This window comes from Arthrobacter sp. KNU-44, from assembly GCF_051843155.1.
Classification (GTDB): domain Bacteria; phylum Actinomycetota; class Actinomycetes; order Actinomycetales; family Micrococcaceae; genus Arthrobacter.
In genome coordinates this window covers 1364299-1385772 of the sequence record NZ_JBPXNG010000002.1, presented here as the reverse complement: position 1 = coordinate 1385772, position 21474 = coordinate 1364299, and the positions used below count along the sequence as shown (strand labels likewise).

Genomic DNA, 21474 nt, shown 5'->3' with positions numbered 1-21474 from the left:
ATGATAGATCAGACAGCGCAACGATTAGGGAGACTTTCAGATGACACGTTATGCACTCGTCACCGGCGCCGGGCAGGGGATCGGCTACGGCATCGCGAAGCGGCTGACCGACGACGGCTACCACGTCTACGTGACGGACTATGACGAAGGGCTGGCGAAGGCCGCGGCAGCGAAGCTCGGCGGCACGGCCCTACGGTTGGATGTGAGCGACCCGCAGTCCGTGAAGGATGCCGCGGGGAAGGTGCCCGAGCTCAGCGTGCTCGTCAACAGTGCGGGCATCTACCCCTGGTCGCCGCTGCTCGAGATCTCGGTCGAGGAGTTCGACCGGGTGTTCGCCATCAATGTCCGGGGCAACCTGCTGTGCATGCAGGCGTTCCACCGCCAGCTCGCCGCGGATGGCACAGGCGCCATCGTGAACATCACCTCGATGTCGGCGCTCGTTCCCGCGGTGGGGGTCGGATCGTACGCGGCATCCAAGGCCGCTGCCGCGATGCTCATCCAGCAGGCGGCGATCGAGTTCGCCCCGGACGGCATCCGCGTCAACGGCGTGGCGCCCGGCAGTGTCCAAACCGAGGGGACGAACCGCCCCATCCAAGACGGGGAGGAGCCGCAGAAGGCTGCGTTCATCCCACTCGGCCGTCTCGCGGGGCCGGCAGACATTGCAAGCATCGTCAGCTTCCTCGCCTCGGGCGACGCCGGCTACGTCACCGGGCAGAGCATCGTCGTCGACGGCGGGTTCCTCAGCAACACTTTTGCGCTGTACCGGCACGCGACGCAGCCGGCGTAGGGTCCCGCGGCGCCGCGACCGCCTCGATCAGGCGCGGAGCCGCGACCGCCTCGATCAGGCGCGGAGTTCGAACTGAACCGCCCCGCGGGACTCCAGATAGGGCTCGAGATAGTCCTTGAAGAGCTGCATGTGGCGATCGTGGGCGACGTACTCGCGGTAGCCGTCGACGTCGTCAAAGTCGATCGTGAGCGCGAAGTCGTAGTTCGTCGGCAGGTACCCGATGTTCCCGCCGACCTGACACGCGCGAATTGACGGGATCTCGTCCGCGGCCGCGTAGAACGCGTCTGTCACCTCGTCGATGAGGCCCACAGGCGCGGCGTCCGTGAATTTCCAGAGTGAGCAATGACGGATCATGCACTGGAGTTTGCACTACCTGCATCGCCATCGTCAAACGCTGAAGCAAGGGAACGGCTGGTTGGGCCCTGCTGGGAATGCTGGGCGATTGCGGTTTTCACCCGGCAAGCTATCATTGCTGGATTCCAATTATATAATGATTGCAATACAAGTGGCACGTCAGGCCGCGCCACTTGTCTCGTTCAACGGTGAAGGTGAAGAAATGACGATCGCGACTGAGCAGTCAACCGAAGCCCCTCCTGCATTCCCGCAGCTGCGTGATGATCCGCTGGCACCGCCACCGGCCTACGCACAATGGCGGGAGGAAACCCCCGCGAAGCAGGTCACGCTCCAGAACGGCAAGACCGCGTGGGTCGTGACGCGCCAGAAGGAGGCCCGAGAGGTCTTCGAGAACCCAACGGTGTCACGGGATCCAAGCCAAGAAGAGTTCCCGCAGGTCCGCCGCGGCATGAGCTTCCGCCGTAACGACCTGATCATGAACCACATGGACCCACCGTTGCACGGCAGGTTCCGCAAGATGCTGGCGCCTTGGTTCACGATGAAGAAGATCAACGAACAGCGGGAAGACATCCAGAAGATCGTCGACGAAGCGGTCGATCGGTTGATGACGTTCGGGAAACCGGTCAACTTCCACAAGGAGTTCAGCCTGGTCATCCCCTCCACAGTGATCTGCCGAACCCTCGGGATCGACTACGCGTTTCACAATGATTTCGAGCGGCTGGCCACGGTCATCACGCGTGCGGGTTCGTCGGCGGAGGACTTCGCGGCCGCGACGAAGGAGCTCTTTGGGGTCTGTGAGCACCTCGTCGACGAGTCGATCAAGAATCCGGGCGGGGGCGTGCTCCAGGTGCTGACCGACAAGCTGCAGGCTGGTGAGATCAACCGCGAGCAGGCGGTCGCCCACACCTATGTCTTGGTCGTGGGTGGACACGAGACCACCGCACACACCATCTCGCTCGGCTTCCTGCAGCTGTTCCGGGACCCAGCCCAGGCGGAGTTCCTCCGCGAGAACACGGATCGGATTCCCGACGCGATCACCGAGATGCTCCGCCTCCAGGCCATCAACGACGGTTCGGTGGCCCGGATCACCACCACGGAGCTCGACCTCGGCGGAGTAAAGGTCCCTGCTGGTGCGGGGATCATCCCGCTCATGTCGCCCTCGCACCGTGACCCGCGCGCATGGGACAACCCGGACGTCTTCGACATCGACCGCGACAACAGCCAGCACTTGGCGCTTGGTGGTGGCATCCACTCCTGCCTGGGTCAGAATCTGGCGCGCGCGGAACTGGAGGTCGTGTTCGAGACGATCCTGCGTCGCATTCCGACGCTGCGCTTGGCCGGCTGCGAAAGCGATATCGGGTTCCAGCGGGACGGTTTCGTGTTCGGCGTATACGACCTGCCGGTCGCATGGTGATCGGCGCACCGGCCCAGGCGGGCGAACAGATCGAAGCGGCTCTCGGTTTTCACCGCACTTTGGAGGCGGGTGATTTCGACGCGTTCGAAGCGCTGTTCGCCCCGGACGCCCTGTACGAGTTGCCGTACCATTCTCCCGTTAGTCCGGCGGAATTCGCGGGGGCTGCGGCGATCGCTGCGGACTACCGCAAGATGATCTCCAACCGCCGCGATTTGCAGTTCACGATTCACAGTGTGACCACTGACCCGAGGGAGAACCGGGTGGTGGTCGAGTTCTCGGGCCGGAGCATCATCGGTGAGACCGGGGCGCTCTACGAGCAGGACTACGTCGGCGTCTTCACCATCGACGGAACGCGGATCAGCAGGCTGCGGCTCTACGCCGATCCGCAGCGGGCGGCAAAGGCACTGGCGCCGATCCGCTGAGAGCTCCGGGCGCGCCCGCGCACACGTTCGTGCGCGGGCGCGTTATTTTTGCGCCGACGCCAAAGGGAACAAGTCTCCCTGCCGGCGTACGACCGGCGCGAGGCGTCGCGTTCGAATCCAGGATTCGTGTCCCTCCGGGGCGCAGTCTGCTGACCATGATCGCTCCAATGGGCCCGACATACGGCCGGGACCGGGCCGCTGTTCCCGCCGGCAGGGTGTCGTCGCTGGCCACCATCCATCGGATCCGGTCTTGTTGGCGGCCTCGCGGCGACAGCATCCAACGCAGCCGCCAGCGGTCACACCAACGTCATCGCTACGGATATGGTCGGGACGTCATTTGAGGTCGGGCTTGTGATCGCCAATCGGCCGGTCCTGACTGGTGAGAAGGTCATCGACCAATGCACGATTGCGGGCGCGATGTCCATCCCGCCGTTGTTGCGGACCCGAAGCGTCCCTTCCCGGTCGCCCCGAGCCTTCGATTCGCCGCGGACTGGAGGATGCCCCGGACGAGCATGGCGTGTTCCGCGGCGACAGGGAAGAGTACATCGCGTGGGTGATACTGCTCGTCCGCGGGCGGTTCGCGGTGCCGCAGCACGTGTTCGGCCAGACGCGCACCCGGCTCGACGGTGACGACGAGGAGAAGCATGCGGGCACCGGCTTTATGGCCGGCAGCATGGACCGCGAGGGCCGCTCGTACGTTCGCGAACCGTTGTTGGAGGACCGCGCCCTGGCCCTCTGAGCGCCAGACGAGAACGGTTTATTTCGGAGGGGCGCCCACCAGAGCGCCGGATGCCGCCTCAGCGTGGTTCTGCGGAGAGCAGTTGGTCGCGGCGCATCGTGATGCGGTCCTCGTGAGGCGGATGCGTCAGAATGTACGGCTGGTTGCGGTCGATTCCGTTGAGGACGATTCCTCCGACCGCATCGGCGTCGATTACCTCGGCCGGGTTGCTCGCCCGGTGGGGGAGTTCACCATCGACGTGTGCGGTTTCGACGAGCTGGCTGCGCCGTGTGTCCCCGGTGTAGTCGGACCACGGCTTAACCGACGTCGACGCCTCCGCCTCGGCCGTCGGACGAAGCCGCGCGCTCGAGGTGATCCGAGTCTTGATCGGGCCCGGGAACAAGACGCTCGCGCCGAACCCTTCGGCGGCAGCCTCGAGTTCTGCGCGCACCGCAATGGTGAATCCATCCACTGCTGCCTTCGACGCGGAGTATGAGGAGTGCCCCGCAAAAGGATGAATTGCGGCTGTCGAGGCGGTGTTCACGATGTGCCGGTCACCAGAGCCGGCGAGCATCCGCGGTACGAATGCGGCGTGGCCGTGGACCACGCCCCACCAGTTGATGTCGAACATCCAGCGAAAGTCGTCATAGTTCGTGTCCCATGAGGCTCGGAACGGGCGAAGCGTCACGCCGGCGTTGTTGACCAGCACGCTTGTGGGGCCAAACTCGGCTTCCGCGCGATCTGCCATGGCTTCCATGGCGGCCAAGTCGCGCACGTCTACCTGGTTCGGGATAGCACGGCCTCCGGCTGCAGCGATCTCGCTGCTCACCGCCTCAGCCGCGGCGAGTTCGACGTCAGCCACTACGACGCCAAGGCCGCGGGTGGCGAGCGCATGGGCGATTGAGCGCCCGATACCGCTTCCCGCTCCTGTGACGACAGCCGATCCTGTGAATAGCCGCATTCTTTCTCCATTTCCTACCACTGCATCGAGGTGCCACCATTGGGCGGAAGCACCGCTCCCGTCAAGCCTGGCTACATTCAAGACCACGTACAGCACGGCATGACCCGGGCTTAAGCCGACGGAATCGGACACCACGTTAGCTGCGCTCACCCAATACTGTCAATTCTTATAAAAATAAAAATCATGGTCATGATCGTCGCTCTGGGGACACCGACGCCGCCGTCGAGGAGCCCCTCGCCCGGAGGTGCTGCCTGGAACCCCGTCATCGGCACAGGGAGGTGCGGGTAGACGCCGTTCACGACATCGGTAAAAGTGCTAGGATTATAATCATTGAATCTTATGATGCCGTCGGTCGGAACCATCGCAGGGCACCCGATAAGGAGTTTGGATCAATGACGGCCGAAACCGCGACAGCCGAGCAATCGCACAGGGAACGACCCCGGGTTTCCCGGCTGAGGGACGGCCTGCTAAGAGAGGCCTTCGGTTGCCGAGTCGCTTCCCTGCTGAGATCAGTTCCCGCAGTGGTCACGCTCCTCGGCCTCACCACCGTGCGTGTGGCGGTCCCCGTGGGTCGACCCTCGCTGCGCGAGCAGTTCCGGCCGCTCGCCTCGCCCGCCGTGTTGGCGGCGGGCATCTGCTGGGGAAACCTAAAGGCTCGGCGATCTCGTTGCTCTCCTGATGTGAGCGGTACGGAGGTGGCCGCATGAACTGGCGAATGATCTTCGTCCTCCTCGCCGTGTTTGCGGTCGGGACGAACGCACTAATCATGGCCGGGATCGTTCCTGCGATCGCCGAGGGCTTGAACACGAGCGAGGCGATCGCCGGGCTCGGGCTGACGGTGTTCGCCCTCACGTATGCGGTGATCGGCCCGCTCCTTCCGATCGTCCTGTCGCGGTTTGGGCGCCGGACGATCATGGCCGGCGGGCTCTTGCTTTTCATCGGCGGCACTGTCCTGTCGGGACTCGCACCAGACGTAACGGCGTTCATGGTGTCACGGATGATCGTCGCGGTTGCCGCAGCGGCCATCCCGCCGCAGGCGGCTGCGATCGCCATTGCGATCTCGCCGCCCGGGAATCAGGGACGGGCCCTGGGACTGTTGTCTGCGGGAATTCTCCTTTCCGTCGCCACCGGGGTGCCGCTAGGCTCGCTGCTGGGAATCTGGCTCGGCTACGCGGGCGCCTTCCTGTTCCTCGCCTCGCTGGGGATCGTCGGCCTCATCGGGCTGTTCTTCATCCCGCCAACGCCGAAGTCGGCGAAGGCGACATTGGCTGAGCAGTTCGCGCCATTCCGCCGGCCTGCCGTGCTCGCGCTCGGGCTCGTCGCACTGCTCTTCGCCTGGTGCCAGTACTCGATCACCACCTTCTTCGCGCCCGTCTTGAAGGGCTCAGCCGGGATCACCGATATCGGTGTTCCCCTCCTGCTTGTGATCTACGGGCTTGCAGGCGTAGCCGCCGCCCTGTTCGCAGGGAGGCTGATCGACCGCTTCGGGGGTTACCCCGTCGCGATCTGCGGGTTCACTGCGATCACCCTCACGACGCCGCTGTTCTCGCTGGCGTCGACGTTCCTGATCGCCGCGATCGTGGTGGTTTTGTGGAGCCTTGCGCAGAATGCGACTTTTCCCGCTGCCCAAGTCGAGATGGGACGGCTCCATCCGGCGAACCCTGCGACGGCGTTCGCGCTCTATGCCGCCCTCCTGCAGGCCGGTGGCGCGATCGGCACCGCGGTCAGCGCGGGGGTGCTGCAGGCCCTCGGCCCCCAATGGATTGCGCCGCTCGCCGCCGTCGCGAGCATGGTCGGGACGGTCGTGATCAGCGTACTGGCGCATCGTCTGCGCAGCCGGACACGTGCAGAGGAATCCCTCGTTGAAAACATCCCGGACAGTGTTCCGTTAAAGTAGCCCGGGCTGGAAGCACAAGCGGAGACTTCGATGGCTTGGACGGCCTCCCCGTGCTGTGCCACGATGCCGGCGGCCGCGAGCGCGCAGCCGCGCGAGGCAAACAGGAGTGCATGGGTCGCGGCCCATGCCACAACCCGCGCCCGTCACGATGACTGCCTTCCCGTCAAAGCGGATCTCATCTGGTGAGTCTGCTGGTTTCCGTCTATGCGACCCAGCGGTGCGCGGGTGCGAGAGTGTCCTTCGATGAACTCGACGACGATTCCGTCGTGCAGACCCTTGTAAAAGGTGTTGCGCCCATTTCCAGCCGGCAGCCTCGCCTCCCTCACGAGGCCAGGTTCAGCCAGCCGAGTTCAGAAGATCGCCAACGGGTTCACGGGCGACCCCGTGCCGCCGCTGATGGCCAGCGGCGTGATCGCGGTGAAGAAGTTCCAGCGCGACCGCTCGCGACAGGCGTCGGCGAGTGCATCGAGCGCGGCGTTGTCGAGCAGCGGCATCCCCATATAGACGATCGCGCCGACGTGCACCGGAACCCGTTCCGCTCCGCCCCTGCGCGGTAGCGCGTCGTTCGCGCCGTCCGAACCGAGCACAGCGATGCCCTTCGCGTGCAGCCACGGCAGGCAGGAAGCGTCGAGGCCAGCGACCTGAAGGGCGCCGTCCACGAATTCGCCGGCGACCGCTGCGCGGTGAGCGGAGCGGCCCACGTAGATGAACAGGGCGTCCCCTTCACGGATGTCGGTGCCCTGGGCGGCGAGGGCGGCGTCGAGCTCTTCCGGCACAATGGGGGAGAGCGGTTCGACGAAGGCGGTACCACGGAGGGACGGGATGTCGAGCAGCACACCCCGGGTGGCGATGCCGTCGCGGAAGGCTTCGATCGTGTTCGCCTCCGCGCCGGTGGAGCGCACGAGCCCCGCCGGCCGATCGTTGTACATGCGCCCATCGTAGAAGACGTGGCACAGCGCGTCGAAGTGGCTGGTGTGGACTCCGTGGTAGTCGATCCCGACGAAGTCGGTCGCGGAGGCGTAGCCGGCGCCCACGTCCTCGCCGTCCTTGAGCATCACGTGCCGCGTCTGTGGTTCGGCGGATGCGAGGGAACCCGACAGGTCGATCGACCCGAAGCCGACGACGGCGCCTTCCCTGATCTCCGCCGCCGCGCGGGCGGTCACCTCTTGGGTGATGAGGTTGACGGTGCCGCGCTCGTCGTCGGCGCCCCACCGACCCCAGTTTGATACAGCCTCGAAGACCGCAGGCAGTTCTTCGTCCGACATAAGTCGTGTGTGCGACATTCTCAGCCTCTCAACGTGCGCCGGCGGGGATAAATGTGGGCGAGTAGCGCACCGGCATCCGCAAGAACCCGACCGAGCTGTAATCGGGAAGCCATACCGGCTGACCGACCGGTTCCATGTCCGGGAACCTTTCAACGGTTTTCTGGAAGATCGCGGCGAGTTCGAGGCGCACCAGGTTTCGTCCCAGGCACTGGTGGATTCCTTCGCCGAAGCCGAGATGGGGATTCGGGTTCCGGCGGATGTCGAAGCGGTCAGGGTTGGTGAAGATCCGCTTGTCTCGGTTGGCTGACGTCGCCGAGCCGATCACCCAGTCTCCGGCACGGATGTCGCGGCCGCGGAACTCGAAGTCTCGCGCTGCGACGCGGAAGCGCGTGCGTGACGGAGTGACCCAGCGCATGACCTCTTCCACTGCGGACGGCAGGAGGCTGGGGTCCTCGCGCAGCAGCTGCGCCTGCTCAGGGTTGGTCAGGAAGGCGTACATCCCGACGGCGGTCGTGTTCCGAGTGGTGTCAAGACCGCCGCCGATCATGACCGTGAAGTAGCTGCGCAGCTCGTGCACGCTCAGGGGGTCGCCGTCGACCGTCACCTGGGTGAGTACGCTCGCGAAGTCGTCGCGAGGGTTCTGGCGGCGTTCCATCGCGAGCTGCTCGCAGTAGTCGAGGAGCTCGTTGTGGCCCGTGCGCGAGGTTACGTACAGGTCACCGTCGATCGTCAGGCTCGGATCACCGGGTGACAGCCAGCGCCAGGCCGACCGCTGCAGGTGGTCCCAGTCCTCTTCGGGCACGCCGAGCATCCGCAGAATCACTCGTGCCGGCAGCTCCGAGGCGATGTCATCAACCAGATCGCACTCGCCGCGTTCGGCGACGTCGTCGAGAAGCTCGTCGACGATGCGGTCGATGCCGCCCTTCATCCTGCGGACCGCCGGAACGCTGAAGTGCTTGTTCACCGGCTTGCGGTAAAGATCATGGGTGGGCGGATCGTTGCGCGCCATACTGACGTCGAAGCCCATCTCGTGGCGCTCCTCGGGGGTATAGCGCTTGGGAGTCTTCGGGATCCGCCCATCCCAGCGAGAGCTGAAGTTCTTGTGGTCGAGCAGGTAGTCCCGGACATTCTCGTAGCCGGTGATGAACCAGAAGTCGCGCCCGTAGCTGGGCGCGTGCGTCCAGTGCACAGGGTCTTCGGTGCTGAACCGCTCGAGTACGTCGAGGTCTTCGCGCGTCTTATACCAGTCCGGATCAAGGATCTTGTCGTCGTAGTCTGCAAGTTCGGTCATGGTTGCTCAGCTCCCGACCGCAGCGAGCTGTTGACCCAAGGACCGGCCGCGTTCGAGCATGGTGGTGTCGCCTCGCTCCCATGTGACGTTGAGATTCACCCGTGAGAGCTTCCAGCCTCCGGCGGTCCGCACCAGGTCATCTATGTAGTAGCCGCCGAGGGTGTATTCAGCATCCGGCCGACCCGGCATGAAATGGATTGCCTGCATGTACATAGTGCAGGTCGCAGCATCGCCTTCGATTGTGATCCGCGGATTGGACATCTGATGCTGGGTTGTCGCGAGACCTGTGAACAGAATGCGTCGGCCTTCGATCCACTCTTCGGCGGTCATTGTGAGCCACTCCTGCCCGAGGCCCGTGAACTCTGCATCGGCCGCGGGGCGGAACTTCACCTCCACCTCGTCGGTGAAGATCGATCGCCAGAGAGCCCAGTCTTTAGTGTCGAGGCCAGTGGCATAGTCGTAGACCACGCGCTCGATCTCCGATCGGTCAAGCAACAGCTGTAGGTGTTCGTCCATCATCGTCGACCTTTCGTCGAGGGCCACAAACCAGGCATGCTGCGGGCCCGAACTTATAAACATTTATAGCATAGCCGGATGACGCGCCGGCTCCCTGAGGGACAGTCTCGCTCGTCACAGGGGTCGGCTGAGACGGTCAATGCCCAGACTGAACGATTCATTGACATCATTATAGAGATTGTGATGACATGGAGACTCGTGAATGGCCGACGCAGCTGTCGGCAAGATCCTAGGGCAGGAGAACAATGACCTCCTTCGATGTATTGATCGTGGGCGGCGGCCATGCCGGCGTTCAGACCGCAGTTTTGCTGAACGCCGCCGGATACGCTGGCAGCGTCGGCCTCGTCGGCGACGAATCTGCCGCACCGTACGAGCGCCCGCCTCTGACGAAGGGATACCTTTCGTCCGGCATCCCCGTCGAGGACCTCTCCTTCCGCACGGATGACTGGTGGGCGGGTTCGGGGATTCACCGGATCCTCGGCAGGCGGGTGGAGTCGGTCGATGCCGCCGCGCACACCGTATGCCTCGATGATGGACGCACGATCGGGTATCGAATGATGGTGTGGGCGGCCGGCGGGGAGGCACGCCGGCTCCGGGTGCCCGGTGCCGATCTCGAAGGCGTTATGGTGGTGCGCAAACTCGACGACGCCGACAAGCTCAAGCGCGCTCTGGCCGGCGCACGCAAGGCAGTCGTGATCGGTGGCGGGTACATCGGCCTGGAGAGCGCCGCATCGCTGCGTACCCTCGGCCTTGAGGTGACCGTGGTCGAGGCCCTCGACCGCCTTCTCGCCAGGGTGACCGGCAATGAAGTAGCTGAATATGTTCGGGCCCAGCACGAGCGTGCGGGTGTCGAGATCATCCTCTGTGACGGGATCTCCGAGATCGTCGGCATGGACGGGCACGCTACCGGCGTCGTCCTGACCTCCGGGCTCATGCTCGAGGCGGACATCGTCCTGGTGGGGATTGGTTTGATCCCGAACATCGAGGCGCTCGCGCTTGCCGGTGCGGAGGTCGGCAACGGGGTCCTTGTGGACCGGTTGTGCCGCACGAGTCTGCCGGACGTATTCGCGATCGGAGACTGCGCCTCGTTCCCGTCGCGCTTCACGCCGGACGATCGGTTGCGGCTCGAGTCAGTGCAGAACGCGAACGACCAGGCGAAGGTGGTCGCAGGGGTGATCACGGGCGCGCCCCAGGAGTACAACGCGGTGCCGTGGTTCTGGTCGCACCAATACGACGACAAGCTGCAGACCGCAGGCATTCTCGCGGGGTACGACGCGACGGTGGTTCGCGGCGACCCTGCCTCCGGGAAGTTCAGCGTCATCTACCTGCGGGGCGATACTGTCGCCGCCGTCGACGCGATCAACAACACCCGTGACTATGCGCAGGGCAAGCGCCTGATCGGCGTGACGGTGTCCGCGGACCGCGCGAGCCTTGCCGACCGCACCGTTGCGTTGAAGTCGTTCGCGGAGCTGGGTACGCCATGATCGGGACCGGGCAGTACGGAAGGGCAGCTCCCCGCTATCCGTGATTGCATTCAAATATTCTTATTATTTATATATAGCGCGCCCCTCAAAAAAGCATCCTCGTCACACCCCATGATGGCCTTGCCGGCCAATGCTGCGGTGCGACCTCGACAAGGAAGGATCCACCCATGAAGGTCATCGTCGATCGTGACAAGTGCGTCAGTCTCGGAATCTGTGAGGGGCTTGCACCTAATCACTTCGTCCTTAATGACGATGGGGAACTCGAACTAGACGAGAACACCCCTATCGGCTCGGCCGACCTGGAAGCGGTGCGCAGTGCGGTGAGCGGATGCCCGGTTCGCGCGCTCACCTTGGAAGAGTGAATCATGTCGCGGATCGTACCTGCTGCTGTGTTGATGCGTGCAAGCCCGGACGGGTCGAAGTGCGATGAGTGAAACGCACACGGTCGAGCAGACCGGTCTGGTGTGGGCGATACGGGGAAGCTTTCGCCGCTATGTGCAGCGTGTCGCACGGGGAAGGGAAACGATAAGGGGTGGCGCCGGGCAACTCGCAGACGGCCGGCTGTATTTCCCCATTGTCGGTGCTGCTTTTCTTCCCGCTGGTGACGGACGAGTCACTTGCGGTGGCTCCGCGCAGTTCATTGGACACGCCGGACTAATTGATGTGACCCTCGCAAGTCCGGCGATCGCCATCAACGGCCGAATCGGTCTGCTGACGGTGGAAACCCGCCCCGGTTTGTGCGTCCCCCTTGTTGACTTGTGCATCGAGAAGCGCGAAGCGGTGGATGGAACGCTGCGGACCATCGCGAGCACCCAGCTCCGCGAGGAGGCAGTGGCCCTGTTTGACGACGTATACCCTGCGGGCGCGGAATTCGACCCCTTGGAGCTGCGTGTGCAGATTATGTAACGGACGTACCGTCCGAGTCTTACGTGTTGAGGAGGGAGTGCCTGGCGCGGGGGGAAGACGCATCAATGCTGCGGCCCTTGACCTTCGCGAGCACCACCTTGTGCGTTGACTCGACATGCTCTCGAAAAGTCCGTTCTGCTTCGTCCGCGAGTCCTGCCTCAATCAGGTCAATCAGGTGTTCGTGCACCTCGGTTGAGCCCTTTCTGCGTATCTCTTCGTTCGGGTACGCGCCTTTGGCATTGATCAGGTCCGCCCAGTTCTCTTCCTGGACGGTCCAAAGCTTGACCATGCCGCCGACGATGAGTTGGATCGGACGATTGCCGCACAGGTCGACGACGGCCTGGTGGAAACCGCGCGCCAACCGGGTGAAGGAGGGGCCATCGATGGCCTCGGACGCTGTCGCCAGGACTTCACGCAGCTTCGGTACGATCAGTGTGGACCGCTCGGGATGTTCAGCGCACATTCGTACGCACAGCGGCTCAAGGAGCGCCACCGACGCAGCCAAAGCCTGCATGCTGGTCTCCGCCGACTCAAGGGCGAGGCCCATCGAATAGGCGAACTGGCCCTCGCTCGGACGTTGAACCACTGCGCCCCCAACGTTGCCGCGCTTGACGGACACGAGGCCTTCCGTCTCGAGGATGCGCAGTGCCTCGCGGAGGGATGGATGGCTGATGCCATACGCGTCCCTGAGTTGTTCTTGCTTGGGAAGCATTCCATCGGCGAAGTCACCGCGGAGGATGCGGCTTCGAAGTTCCGCTGCAACCGTCTCGGCTACCCGAACCTGCTGAATGTGTGCCGGGGCCTGTGTATTCATGTTCCCAGTTTCTCTCGTGCTTGGTAGCGGAAAACGCCGAGGACGAAAGGACCGTCCTGCTCCTTCATATCAAGTACTACTTTACAGTAATCGTATTATTGTTATCATTCATATGAAAAGTGGCATCCGGAATGACCGAGGTGCAGGGAAAGGTGTCTGATGGCGGGTTATGCAGAGAGGCTGTCGCTGGCGGGCCATGTAGTGGCTGTTGTTGGCGCTGGCCAAGGGATGGGCTTGGAGGCGGTGCGGGCGCTGGCCTCGGTAGGGGCAACAGTGCTTTGCCTGGACCGGGATCTGGCATTGGCGGAGGCGGCAGCAAAGGAGGTCGGCGGATCCTGGGCCGGGGTGGATGTAACTGACCGGGCCGCAGTGCGCCAAGCGTTTGCGGACCTGGAAGTACTGCACGCTGTGGTGGATGTGGTGGGCATGGCGGCCTGGCATCCGGTGCTGGATTCCTCGGACGACGTTTTGGACACGCAGTTCGCGCTGAACTACCGCCAGGCGGTCTACGTGCTGGAGGCTGCGTCGCCATTGCTGAAGGCTTCGGGCGGAGGCGCATTTGCGTTTGTTTCTTCAGCGTCGGGCGTGGCCGGAGCGCAGGGGCATTCGGCCTACGGTGCGGCGAAGGCCGCGCTGATGTCACTCGTGCGTTCGGCAGCCGTAGAGCTGGCCGCGGACAACATCCGAGTCAACTCTGTGGCTCCGGGGGTCATTATGACGCCGCGCACTCGAGCCGGGCTGTTTAGCGACGGAGAGTTCGTGGGCCGGCAGGCGGAAAATGTGCCGCTGGGCCGGTTCGGAGAACCGGAGGAAATTGCGGCGGTGCTGGCATTCTTGGTCTCCGATGCGAGCGCGTACCTGACAGGGCAGAACATTGTGGTCGACGGCGGCGTCGGGGCTAAGTTCCCCCACCTGATCCGTGACGTCTAAACGAAAGGCGGAATTCTGATGTTGTCGAATGTGTTTACGGAGATGTTCGGGGTTGAGCATCCGGTGGTGTGCGGCGGCATGACAGGCGTCGGTACGTCGCCGTTGATTGCCGGGGTGGCCAATGCCGGGGCCCTCGGGTTCCTCTCCGCCCTGACGCAGCCGACGCCGGAGGCATTGGATGCGGAGATCAAGGCGTGCAGGGAGCTGACGGATAAGCCGTTCGGGGTCAACCTGACTATCCTGCCAACGATCCGTCCGGTGCCGTACGAGGAATATCGCCAAGTGATCATCGAGAACCGGATCCCGGTTGTCGAAACCGCCGGCGGCAGCCCGGAAGCGCACATGCCGGCATTCAAAGCCGCCGGCGTGAAAGTGGTGCACAAAGCCGTGGCCGTGCGGCATGCCCTCAAGGCCCAGGCCCTGGGCGTGGACGCTGTGAGCATAGACGGGTTCGAGTGCGCAGGCCATCCGGGCGAGGAGGACATCACGAGCCTGATCCTGATTCCCGCCGCTGTGCGCGTGCTGGACATCCCGGTTATTGCTTCCGGTGGGTTCGCCGACGGAGCCGGACTCGCGGCGGCGCTGTCGCTGGGGGCTGTGGCGGTGAACATGGGCACGCGGTTTGTGGCCACGCACGAGGCGCCGGTGCACCGGAACGTGAAGAATCAGATCGTGGCGAACACCGAGCGTGATACCCGGATGATTTTCCGCAAGTTCCGCAACTCTGCCCGGGTGGCACGGAACTCGATATCTGAGGAAATCCTGGAGATTTCCGCCCGTCCGGAGACCACGTTCCAGGACATCGCCCACCTGGCCTCCGGCGCCCGCGGTCGCGAAGCCGTGCTGAAGAACGGGGACATGGAAGACGGGCTGTGGTGGGCCGGGCAGACCCAGGGCCTGATCCACTCCGTGGGCAGCTGCGCCGAGGTCGTAGGCGAGATTGTCGCGGAGGCCGAGCACATCATCACCACCCGTCTGGCCGCGTTGATACATCCCGAGCCCGCACCCGCCCGCTGACCCTCAGGTCGGCGGCCGTCGGGCGGCCCGAAGGATGCCGCGCAGAAGCGCCGTCGAACCTCGCGGCGGAACACTGGTTGGTTCACTTGAGATTAAGGAAGATACTGCAATGAATATTGCCGAGAGTGCGGCGCTGGTCACCGGCGGTGCGTCAGGGCTGGGCTTGGCCACGGTGCGGCGGTTGACGGAAAACGGGGCTTCCGTTGTCATCGCGGACCTGGCGTCCTCGCAGGGCGCGCAGGTTGCGGCCGGGCTAGGTGGCAAGGTCCGATTCGTGCCCACCGACGTGACGGACGAAGACTCTGTGCAGGCCGCCGTCGACGCCGCTTCGGAGTTGGGTCCGCTGCGGATTGTGGTCAACTGTGCGGGCATTTCCATTGGCGCGCGGGTGACCGGACGGAACGGCCCGTTTCCGCTGAGTGACTTCCGGCGCACCATAGAGGTGAACCTGATCGGCACCTTCAACGTCATGAGGCTGGCGGCGGCACGGATGGCAGGGCAGCCGGAGCCGGGGGAGGAACGCGGGGTGATGGTGTGCACCGCGTCGGTCGCTGCGTTTGACGGGCAGGTCGGCCAGGCAGCCTACTCGGCGTCCAAAGCCGGAGTGGCCGGAATGACACTGCCGGTGGCGCGGGACTTGGCACAGTACCGGATCCGAGTGGTGACCATTGCCCCGGGCCTCTTCCGCACGCCGATGTTCGAGGCTTTGCCGGAGGAGACAATTTCTTCGCTGGAGGCGCAGACTCCGCACCCGTCACGGCTGGGTCTTCCTGAGGAGTATGCGGCACTGGTGGCACACATCGTGGAGAACCCGATGCTCAACGGCGAAACAATCCGCCTTGACGGCGCGATTAGAATGGCCCCGCGATGACCTCCAGCTTTGAAGCCTTGGAGTATGCGGCCGCGGACGGAATCGCCAGGATCACCTTGAACCGGCCGGATGCGGCCAACGCTCTGAACCAACGCCTTGCGGATGAGTTCAGCCGGGCGCTGCAACTGGCGGAAGCCGATCAAAGCTGCAACGTGGTGGTGCTGGCCGGGCGCGGCCGGTTCTTCTGCGCCGGCGGAGACGTCGCCGCGATGGCCCAGGCTCCGGACCGTGCTGAATTCGTGTCCCTGCTGGCCGGCACGATGCACGAGGGCCTGCTCCTGCTGGCACGGTCTCGACTGATCAGCATCGCGGCTGTACACGGTCCGGCCGCCGGAGCAGGCCTGGGCCTGGTGCTCAATGCAGACTTCGTGATTGCTTCCCCGGAGGCATCCTTCGTAGGCGCGTATGCAGGGGTCGGACTAAGCCCGGACTGCGGAGTCTCCTATCTATTGCCCCGGGCCGTGGGACCGCGGCGGGCGGCACAGCTTCTGCTGGGTGGGAGAACCGTGGATGCCCATGAGGCACTCGAGTGGGGCTTGATCGGTGAAGTCGCCCCGGAGGGAGTGCTTGCCAACAAGGTCAGCGAGCTGGCCACGGCCCTTGTGTCCTCTCCGGTTCAAGCGCTCGGACCGACCAAACGCCTGCTGAACTCTGGCGCCGTACACGGTTATGAGGAACACCTGCGCCGAGAGCAGGAACAGATCGCCGCCTTGTCACTGCATCCGGACACCGCCGGACGTATCGGGGCCTTCGCGGGCCGCGGCCACGCACCACAGGCGGCCTCGCGCGGTTGAGCTCTCCCGCCCGTGCTACCGGGAAGTACTGGACGACAAGGTCATTGCCTAGGCATGTGGGGGCCGCCGATCCAGATGGGGCAGGCAGCAACAGAGGGGTGCCGCGCCTGTTGGCGTGCACCCCTATGTCTATTGCTGATGGATGGCCAGTGCCGCCCGGGGGATTGGGGCGATCACAGGTTGGGGTTGAGTACTACTTTGATGGGACGTGCCGGAGTCTGGTAGGCGGCCGTCCGGATCGCCTCGGCAGTGTCATCCAGGGAGAACTCGTGGGTGACCCAGTTGCCCAGGTCAATGCCCTGGGCGAGCAACGACCGGGCCAGGGTGAAACCCTGCTCGACTGTGTGTGGGTGAGAGAGCTGTCCCACCACCGTGATTTCGCGCCACATGAGTTCGCGCCAGTCGAACGGCTGGGTCCCCGGGTTGCCGGCGGCAACACTGACGATGGTCCCCAGCGTGCGGACGAGTGCCATTGCCATCTGTTTCCCAGCCGCCGAGCCGGAGGTTTCGACGACGACGTCTACCGGTCCGGTCCGGTCAGTGATTTCGCGAACAACGGCATCGAGCGATTCGCGGCTGGAGTCGGTGCCCGTGACCTGGACCTCGGCTCCGAAGGATCGTGCCAACTCCAAGCGTTCGCGATCGGCTTCCAAGCCCAGCAAGGTGACCTTCATCCCGCCCGCCACGGCGGCCATGGCGCAGCTGAGCCCTTGGGGGCCCGGACCGATGATGGCGATGTGTGATCCCGGCGAGGGGTTGCCGGCCTGGACCCAGCGGATGCCGTTCGCCACGGGGGAGCAGGCGATGAGGGCGGTCCTGTCGGACAGCGAATCCGGCACCTTGTAGACCAGCGCGGCGCCGGGAACGAAAACGTGGGTGGAGTAACCGCCCCAGAGATGGGGCGGCTCGGCGGCCGATAGGGTCCCGTAGCCGTTGGTGAGCCCTCGCGTCTCGCAGAGGTAGTACTGCCCGGCAGCGCAGGGATGGCAATCGGCGCACGGCCAGCGGGATTCAACGACAACCCGGTCCCCGGCGGAGAGGCCCCGGCGATTGCTTGCTTCCTCGCCAATGACCGCAACGCGCCCCACGATTTCGTCGCCGAAAATGACCGGTGTGCGTTCGTTTAGCCAATCGTGGTCACCGCGGAACATCTTCAGCTCCGAGCCGTCCACGCCGCAGATTGACACCTCGACCAGCAGATCGTCAGGCCCGACAGGCGGCAACTCGAATTCTGTCAGCTGCATCTTGCCGGGCGCCATATACACCGCGGCCCTGGCGGTCTTTGTGAACGTTGTGGCTGAGGAATTCATTCTTGCCTCTTTCGTTTGGGGGAGGTGGCACGCCTGCGGTGCCGTGAAAGTGTTTCGCCGGTAGATGGGCTGGGCTGATGGCCCGTTCCGCGGTTCGGCCGTCCCAGTGCAGGGGAGGCCTAGTGTCCACTCTCGTCTTATTATTGAAATAATAATAATTAAGGACATAATGGTGTCAAGGCTTCTGCGGGACATCCACGCGTTCCTAGAGGTTCGAGATAAGCCATAACAAAGAGTTGGTGTCCCGCACGGGTGAACGGCCGTTCAACGTGGGTGGTCACTTTACCTACATACCGACGCAAAGGGGCGTGACATGTCCGAGTGGTCAGAGATCGACAATAAATTGCTTGACCCCCAGTGGTACAGGACCACCGAATACCACGAAGCCTTCAGGAAGCTGCGGGACGAGGATCCTGTGCACTGGACCGAGGATGACGCTTACGGCAAGCACTACTGGTTCCTCACCCGTTACGACGACGTCCGCGACTACCTGCTCAACCACAAGCAGCTCAGCTCGCGTTGGGAAACGAGGGTGCCAAAGTCCCCTCAGCGCTACACCCCGGAAGAACGCTTTGCGATGGGCTTTGACACCAGCATGGCCCGCAACGATCCGCCCATCCATGACCTCTACCGACGCCCGATCAACAAGCACTTCAGCGTTCCAGTAGTCAAGCGTCTGGCGGGGGACGTGGAGCGGATCGTGGACGAAATTATCGCCGACGTTGCCGAACTCGGCGAGGTTGATCTGGTCGAGGCCATCGCCGGAGAACTGCCGGTCAAAGTCATCCTGCGCATGCTCGGAGTGCCAGAAGCGGACTGGCCGATGCTGCGCGAGGCCGCGTGGCAATGGCTCGCGCCGGCAGAACCGCGGTTCATGATCGACAACGACCCGGTCAAGACGCACCGCCACGGCCACTCCCGGCTGCTCGAATACTGCGAGCAGCTGGCCTTGGAACGGCGCAAGAATCCCACCGACGACTTTGCGACGGTCCTGGGCAACATGACCATTGACGGGGATCCGCTGAGCATCCACGAGATGCGCAGCTACTTCACGATCCTGATAGGCGGGGGGCTGGAGACAACGCGCAACACCGCGGCGGTGGGGCTGTGGCAGTTCATGCAGAACCCCGACCAGAAGCAGTTGCTGCTCGAGGACCCGTCGCTCACCAACAGTGCGGTCGAGGAAGTCCTTCGGTGGGTCACCCCAGCCCGCAGCCGCTTCCGCGTCGCCTCGGAGGATTTCGAACTCCACGGCAAGCTCATCCGTACCGGGGATTGGGTCATTGCATCCCAGGCGTCGGCCAACAAAGACGAGCGCAAGTTCAAGGACCCGCACCGCTTTGACATTACCCGCGACGCCAGCGGCCACCTGAGTTTCGGGGAAGGGATCCACCTTTGCCTGGGCCGCTCCCTGGCCCGGCTGGAATTAGCCACTTTGCTGCCCAAGGTGCTGCGGGCTTTCCCCGACATGGAAGTGGCGCAGGAGCCACAGTGGATTGCCGACAACATCACCACGGGCTTCAGCACCCTGCCCGTCCGCTACACGCCGCACGTGCCGGTTGCCGTTTAACACGAAAGGGAAGAAGAACCATGCCTAGAGTGCGTTACATCACCGATGACGGATCGGTGCAGGAGATCGAGGGCAACGAAGGCGAGAGCCTGATGCACGTGGCCGTCCGCAACGGTGTTCCGGGCATCGAGGGTGAGTGCGGTGGCGAGCTTTCGTGCGCAACCTGCCACGTGTATGTGGACAGCGGGTGGGTTTCGAAGCTCCGTCCACCGTCCCAGGACGAGGAGGAACTGCTTGAATCGGTCGAGGACGTCCGCGACGACAGCCGACTCGGCTGTCAGATCAGACTGACCGCCGCCATCGACGGGATCGTGGCCACGGTTGTCTCCTAGCGCCGTCGGCCACCGAAAGGATCGGTCATGAGTAGGACCTTCGACACACTGATTGTGGGAGCCGGACACGGCGGCGCGCAGCTTGCCCTGTCGCTGGCCGGTGCGGGATATGCCGGTTCGGTCGCGGTCATCAGCAATGAACCCTATGAGCCGTACGAGCGCCCACCGCTTTCCAAGGGATTCCTGACCGGCCAGACCGCCGCGGGCGACCTGGACCTTCGCTCCCGTGGGTACTGGGAATCTACCGGTATTGAGTTCATCCTGAATACCGAGGTCGTCAGGGTCGACGCAGCAGAACGCCGGGTCTGGACGGCCGGAGGTGAATCGATCGGGTACGCCCGACTGGTCTGGGCAGCCGGCGGCAATGCGCGCCGCCTGCCGGTGCCCGGAGGGGATCTGGAGGGTGTTTACACCCTGCGCACCCGTTCCGACGCCGAACGGCTCAAGGCCGAACTGGCGGCGGGAGCGCGCAATGCAGTCATCATCGGTGGCGGCTACATCGGTCTGGAGTCGGCGGCCGCACTCGTGGCGGCAGGACTCTCGGTGACCGTCGTGGAGTCCATGGACCGCCTGCTCGCCCGCGTGACGGGGCCTGCGGTATCGGAGTATTTCGCCGGCCTGCACCAGCGGTCCGGGGTCGAGGTGCTCCTCGGTCAAGGGGTTGTCGAACTGGCCGGGACTAACGGCCGGGTCAACGCCGTCCAGCTCGCCTCCGGTCGCGAAATTCCGGCCGACGTCGTGGTTGTAGGCGTCGGCCTGGTGCCGAACACCGGAGTCCTTGAGGGCGCCGGGGCGGAAGCTGGCAACGGAATCATCGTGGACGAATACTGCCGTACACGCTTGCCGGGGGTATATGCGATCGGTGATTGCGCGAATTTCCCGAGTGCCCGCACCGGCGGTCGGTTGCGCTTGGAGTCCGTGCAGAACGCCGTTGATCAAGCCAAGCTTGTGGCCGCGGAAATCGCCACAGGCGCTCCGGCACCATACGACGCACTGCCCTGGTTCTGGTCCCACCAATACGGGACACGGCTGCAGACGGCGGGCCTGCTGACCGGCTACGACGACTGCGTCGTCCGAGGAGATCCCGGCACCGGGAAGTTCAGCGCCGTCTACCTCCAGGGGAGGACAGTACTGGCCATCGACGCGGTGAACACCGTGCGTGACTTTGCCCAAGGCAAGGTACTTGTCGGCGCCGAGTACGCAGGCACACGTGAGGAACTGGCCGATCCGGCGCGTCCGCTGAAAGACGTCGTTCTTGCGGGCGCCAAGACATGACGGAGGATGACAATGAATCGACTTGAGTCAGACGAGGCCAACGGATACCTCCTCTGGCCGGTGAAAAAGAGCTTCCGCGAGTACATCGCGGCGCTCGAAGACGGGTCGGAAACAGTGGAAGGCGGAGCCGTGTCTGCAGACGGCGGCTTTGTCTTTGCCGAGTGCGAGAGTACGGGCTTCACCGACGACGGGTCCATCGGAACCATTCGCTACGGCGGCGGAGTGTCCTTCAGCGGCTATGGCGGCATGCTCTCGACACGCCTGTTCGAACCCTGGTTCGAAATCGACGGTCAGCAGGCTCGGATGTCGGTACAGACCAGGGGAGGATCCCATCCGGCCCGTCAGGTCATCGCGACGTGTGAGCTGCCGCTGCCCGAGACGACAACGGAACTGGTGGTGTGGCGGGATGCCGTTCCGCTGCTCACTTTTGAAGGTGTCAGTCTTTTCGGCGATGTCTACCAGCCAGGATCCGCCCTTGACTGTTTGACCCTTTCACGCGGTCGCCGCCGTCGTGAAACGACGCAGGCCGACGGCTGACCGGGAGCG

General features: G+C 64.1%; 24 protein-coding genes. 17 read left to right on the top strand and 7 right to left on the bottom strand.

Going from position 1 to position 21474, the window contains the following annotated elements; genetic code table 11:
• The first annotated feature begins 40 nt into the window (after positions 1–40).
• Positions 41–787 (top strand): SDR family NAD(P)-dependent oxidoreductase, encoded by a 747-nt coding sequence (locus tag ACSVHC_RS07240; protein WP_439180730.1) that lies wholly within the window; start codon positions 41–43, stop codon positions 785–787.
• A 54-nt stretch (positions 788–841) separates the two neighbouring features.
• On the opposite strand, the gene ACSVHC_RS07235 is transcribed toward ACSVHC_RS07240, so the two are convergent.
• The gene (locus ACSVHC_RS07235; protein WP_439180729.1) at positions 842–1141 is read right to left on the bottom strand and encodes a Dabb family protein; all 300 of its coding nucleotides are present in this window, start codon (positions 1139–1141) and stop codon (positions 842–844) included.
• A gap of 202 nt (positions 1142–1343) precedes the next feature.
• Here ACSVHC_RS07235 and ACSVHC_RS07230 point away from each other — a divergent pair, with 202 nt between their 5' ends.
• The 3 genes from ACSVHC_RS07230 (at position 1344) to ACSVHC_RS07220 (ending at position 3716) form a co-directional block, all read left to right on the top strand.
• Positions 1344–2555, top strand: coding sequence for a cytochrome P450 (locus ACSVHC_RS07230; RefSeq protein ID WP_439180728.1), 1212 nt, complete (start codon positions 1344–1346; stop codon positions 2553–2555).
• Positions 2549–2977, top strand: coding sequence for a nuclear transport factor 2 family protein (locus ACSVHC_RS07225; protein ID WP_439180727.1), 429 nt, complete (start codon positions 2549–2551; stop codon positions 2975–2977). The genes ACSVHC_RS07230 and ACSVHC_RS07225 overlap by 7 nt, the downstream gene beginning before the upstream one ends.
• A gap of 406 nt (positions 2978–3383) precedes the next feature.
• Positions 3384–3716: a hypothetical protein gene (locus ACSVHC_RS07220; protein WP_439180726.1), complete on the top strand. Its 333-nt coding sequence runs from the start codon at positions 3384–3386 to the stop codon at positions 3714–3716.
• 58 nt (positions 3717–3774) lie between these two features.
• Here the strand turns inward: ACSVHC_RS07220 and ACSVHC_RS07215 are convergent, their stop codons facing one another.
• Complete coding sequence (locus tag ACSVHC_RS07215) at positions 3775–4656, bottom strand: SDR family NAD(P)-dependent oxidoreductase (protein ID WP_439180725.1); 882 nt, start codon at positions 4654–4656, stop codon at positions 3775–3777.
• Positions 4657–5048: 392 nt separating this feature from the next.
• Between ACSVHC_RS07215 and ACSVHC_RS07210 the strand changes: the two genes are divergently transcribed.
• Together ACSVHC_RS07210 and ACSVHC_RS07205 are read left to right on the top strand one after the other, a co-directional pair.
• The gene (locus tag ACSVHC_RS07210; RefSeq protein ID WP_439180724.1) at positions 5049–5363 is read left to right on the top strand and encodes a hypothetical protein; all 315 of its coding nucleotides are present in this window, start codon (positions 5049–5051) and stop codon (positions 5361–5363) included.
• Entirely contained in the window at positions 5360–6553 is a 1194-nt protein-coding gene (locus ACSVHC_RS07205; protein WP_439180723.1) for an MFS transporter, read from the top strand. Before ACSVHC_RS07210 ends, ACSVHC_RS07205 begins: the two co-directional genes overlap by 4 nt.
• 350 nt (positions 6554–6903) lie before the next feature.
• Here the strand turns inward: ACSVHC_RS07205 and ACSVHC_RS07200 are convergent, their stop codons facing one another.
• Genes ACSVHC_RS07200 through ACSVHC_RS07190 form a run of 3 tightly spaced genes read right to left on the bottom strand, consistent with a single transcriptional unit; the run spans position 6904 to position 9688 of the window.
• Entirely contained in the window at positions 6904–7818 is a 915-nt protein-coding gene (locus ACSVHC_RS07200) for a cyclase family protein (RefSeq protein WP_439180722.1), read from the bottom strand.
• Positions 7819–7846: 28 nt separating this feature from the next.
• Positions 7847–9109 carry a cytochrome P450 gene (locus ACSVHC_RS07195; protein ID WP_439180721.1) on the bottom strand — a complete coding sequence of 421 codons (1263 nt, stop codon included), beginning with the start codon at positions 9107–9109 and terminating at the stop codon, positions 7847–7849.
• Positions 9110–9115: 6 nt separating this feature from the next.
• Entirely contained in the window at positions 9116–9688 is a 573-nt protein-coding gene (locus tag ACSVHC_RS07190; RefSeq protein ID WP_439180720.1) for a nuclear transport factor 2 family protein, read from the bottom strand.
• A 182-nt stretch (positions 9689–9870) separates the two neighbouring features.
• Here ACSVHC_RS07190 and ACSVHC_RS07185 point away from each other — a divergent pair, with 182 nt between their 5' ends.
• The 3 genes from ACSVHC_RS07185 (at position 9871) to ACSVHC_RS07175 (ending at position 12015) form a co-directional block, all read left to right on the top strand.
• Positions 9871–11109 (top strand): NAD(P)/FAD-dependent oxidoreductase, encoded by a 1239-nt coding sequence (locus tag ACSVHC_RS07185; protein ID WP_439180719.1) that lies wholly within the window; start codon positions 9871–9873, stop codon positions 11107–11109.
• Between the two features lie 167 nt (positions 11110–11276).
• The gene (locus tag ACSVHC_RS07180; RefSeq protein WP_439180717.1) at positions 11277–11471 is read left to right on the top strand and encodes a ferredoxin; all 195 of its coding nucleotides are present in this window, start codon (positions 11277–11279) and stop codon (positions 11469–11471) included.
• A gap of 64 nt (positions 11472–11535) precedes the next feature.
• Positions 11536–12015, top strand: a complete 480-nt coding sequence (locus ACSVHC_RS07175) for an HtaA domain-containing protein (RefSeq protein WP_439180716.1) — start codon at positions 11536–11538, stop codon at positions 12013–12015.
• Positions 12016–12034: 19 nt separating this feature from the next.
• On the opposite strand, the gene ACSVHC_RS07170 is transcribed toward ACSVHC_RS07175, so the two are convergent.
• A complete protein-coding gene (locus ACSVHC_RS07170) occupies positions 12035–12829 on the bottom strand; it encodes a FadR/GntR family transcriptional regulator (protein WP_439180715.1) in 795 nt (264 codons plus the stop codon).
• 159 nt (positions 12830–12988) lie between these two features.
• Between ACSVHC_RS07170 and ACSVHC_RS07165 the strand changes: the two genes are divergently transcribed.
• The 4 genes from ACSVHC_RS07165 (at position 12989) to ACSVHC_RS07150 (ending at position 16441) form a co-directional block, all read left to right on the top strand.
• Complete coding sequence (locus ACSVHC_RS07165; RefSeq protein WP_439180714.1) at positions 12989–13759, top strand: SDR family NAD(P)-dependent oxidoreductase; 771 nt, start codon at positions 12989–12991, stop codon at positions 13757–13759.
• An 18-nt stretch (positions 13760–13777) separates the two neighbouring features.
• Positions 13778–14776 carry an NAD(P)H-dependent flavin oxidoreductase gene (locus ACSVHC_RS07160; RefSeq protein ID WP_439180713.1) on the top strand — a complete coding sequence of 333 codons (999 nt, stop codon included), beginning with the start codon at positions 13778–13780 and terminating at the stop codon, positions 14774–14776.
• 109 nt (positions 14777–14885) lie between these two features.
• The gene (locus tag ACSVHC_RS07155; protein WP_439180712.1) at positions 14886–15647 is read left to right on the top strand and encodes a 3-hydroxyacyl-CoA dehydrogenase; all 762 of its coding nucleotides are present in this window, start codon (positions 14886–14888) and stop codon (positions 15645–15647) included.
• Positions 15644–16441, top strand: a complete 798-nt coding sequence (locus tag ACSVHC_RS07150) for an enoyl-CoA hydratase/isomerase family protein (RefSeq protein ID WP_439180711.1) — start codon at positions 15644–15646, stop codon at positions 16439–16441. The genes ACSVHC_RS07155 and ACSVHC_RS07150 overlap by 4 nt, the downstream gene beginning before the upstream one ends.
• Before the next feature lie 173 nt (positions 16442–16614).
• Here the strand turns inward: ACSVHC_RS07150 and ACSVHC_RS07145 are convergent, their stop codons facing one another.
• A complete protein-coding gene (locus ACSVHC_RS07145; RefSeq protein ID WP_439180710.1) occupies positions 16615–17751 on the bottom strand; it encodes a zinc-dependent alcohol dehydrogenase in 1137 nt (378 codons plus the stop codon).
• Between the two features lie 313 nt (positions 17752–18064).
• Here ACSVHC_RS07145 and ACSVHC_RS07140 point away from each other — a divergent pair, with 313 nt between their 5' ends.
• The 4 genes from ACSVHC_RS07140 to ACSVHC_RS07125 are packed head-to-tail and all read left to right on the top strand — an operon-like array spanning position 18065 to position 21465.
• Positions 18065–19321: a cytochrome P450 gene (locus ACSVHC_RS07140; protein ID WP_439180709.1), complete on the top strand. Its 1257-nt coding sequence runs from the start codon at positions 18065–18067 to the stop codon at positions 19319–19321.
• Between the two features lie 20 nt (positions 19322–19341).
• A complete protein-coding gene (locus ACSVHC_RS07135) occupies positions 19342–19653 on the top strand; it encodes a 2Fe-2S iron-sulfur cluster-binding protein (protein ID WP_439180708.1) in 312 nt (103 codons plus the stop codon).
• Positions 19654–19680: 27 nt separating this feature from the next.
• Positions 19681–20928 (top strand): NAD(P)/FAD-dependent oxidoreductase, encoded by a 1248-nt coding sequence (locus tag ACSVHC_RS07130; RefSeq protein WP_439180707.1) that lies wholly within the window; start codon positions 19681–19683, stop codon positions 20926–20928.
• 12 nt (positions 20929–20940) lie between these two features.
• Positions 20941–21465 carry an HtaA domain-containing protein gene (locus ACSVHC_RS07125; protein ID WP_439180706.1) on the top strand — a complete coding sequence of 175 codons (525 nt, stop codon included), beginning with the start codon at positions 20941–20943 and terminating at the stop codon, positions 21463–21465.
• The last annotated feature ends 9 nt before the right edge of the window (positions 21466–21474 follow it).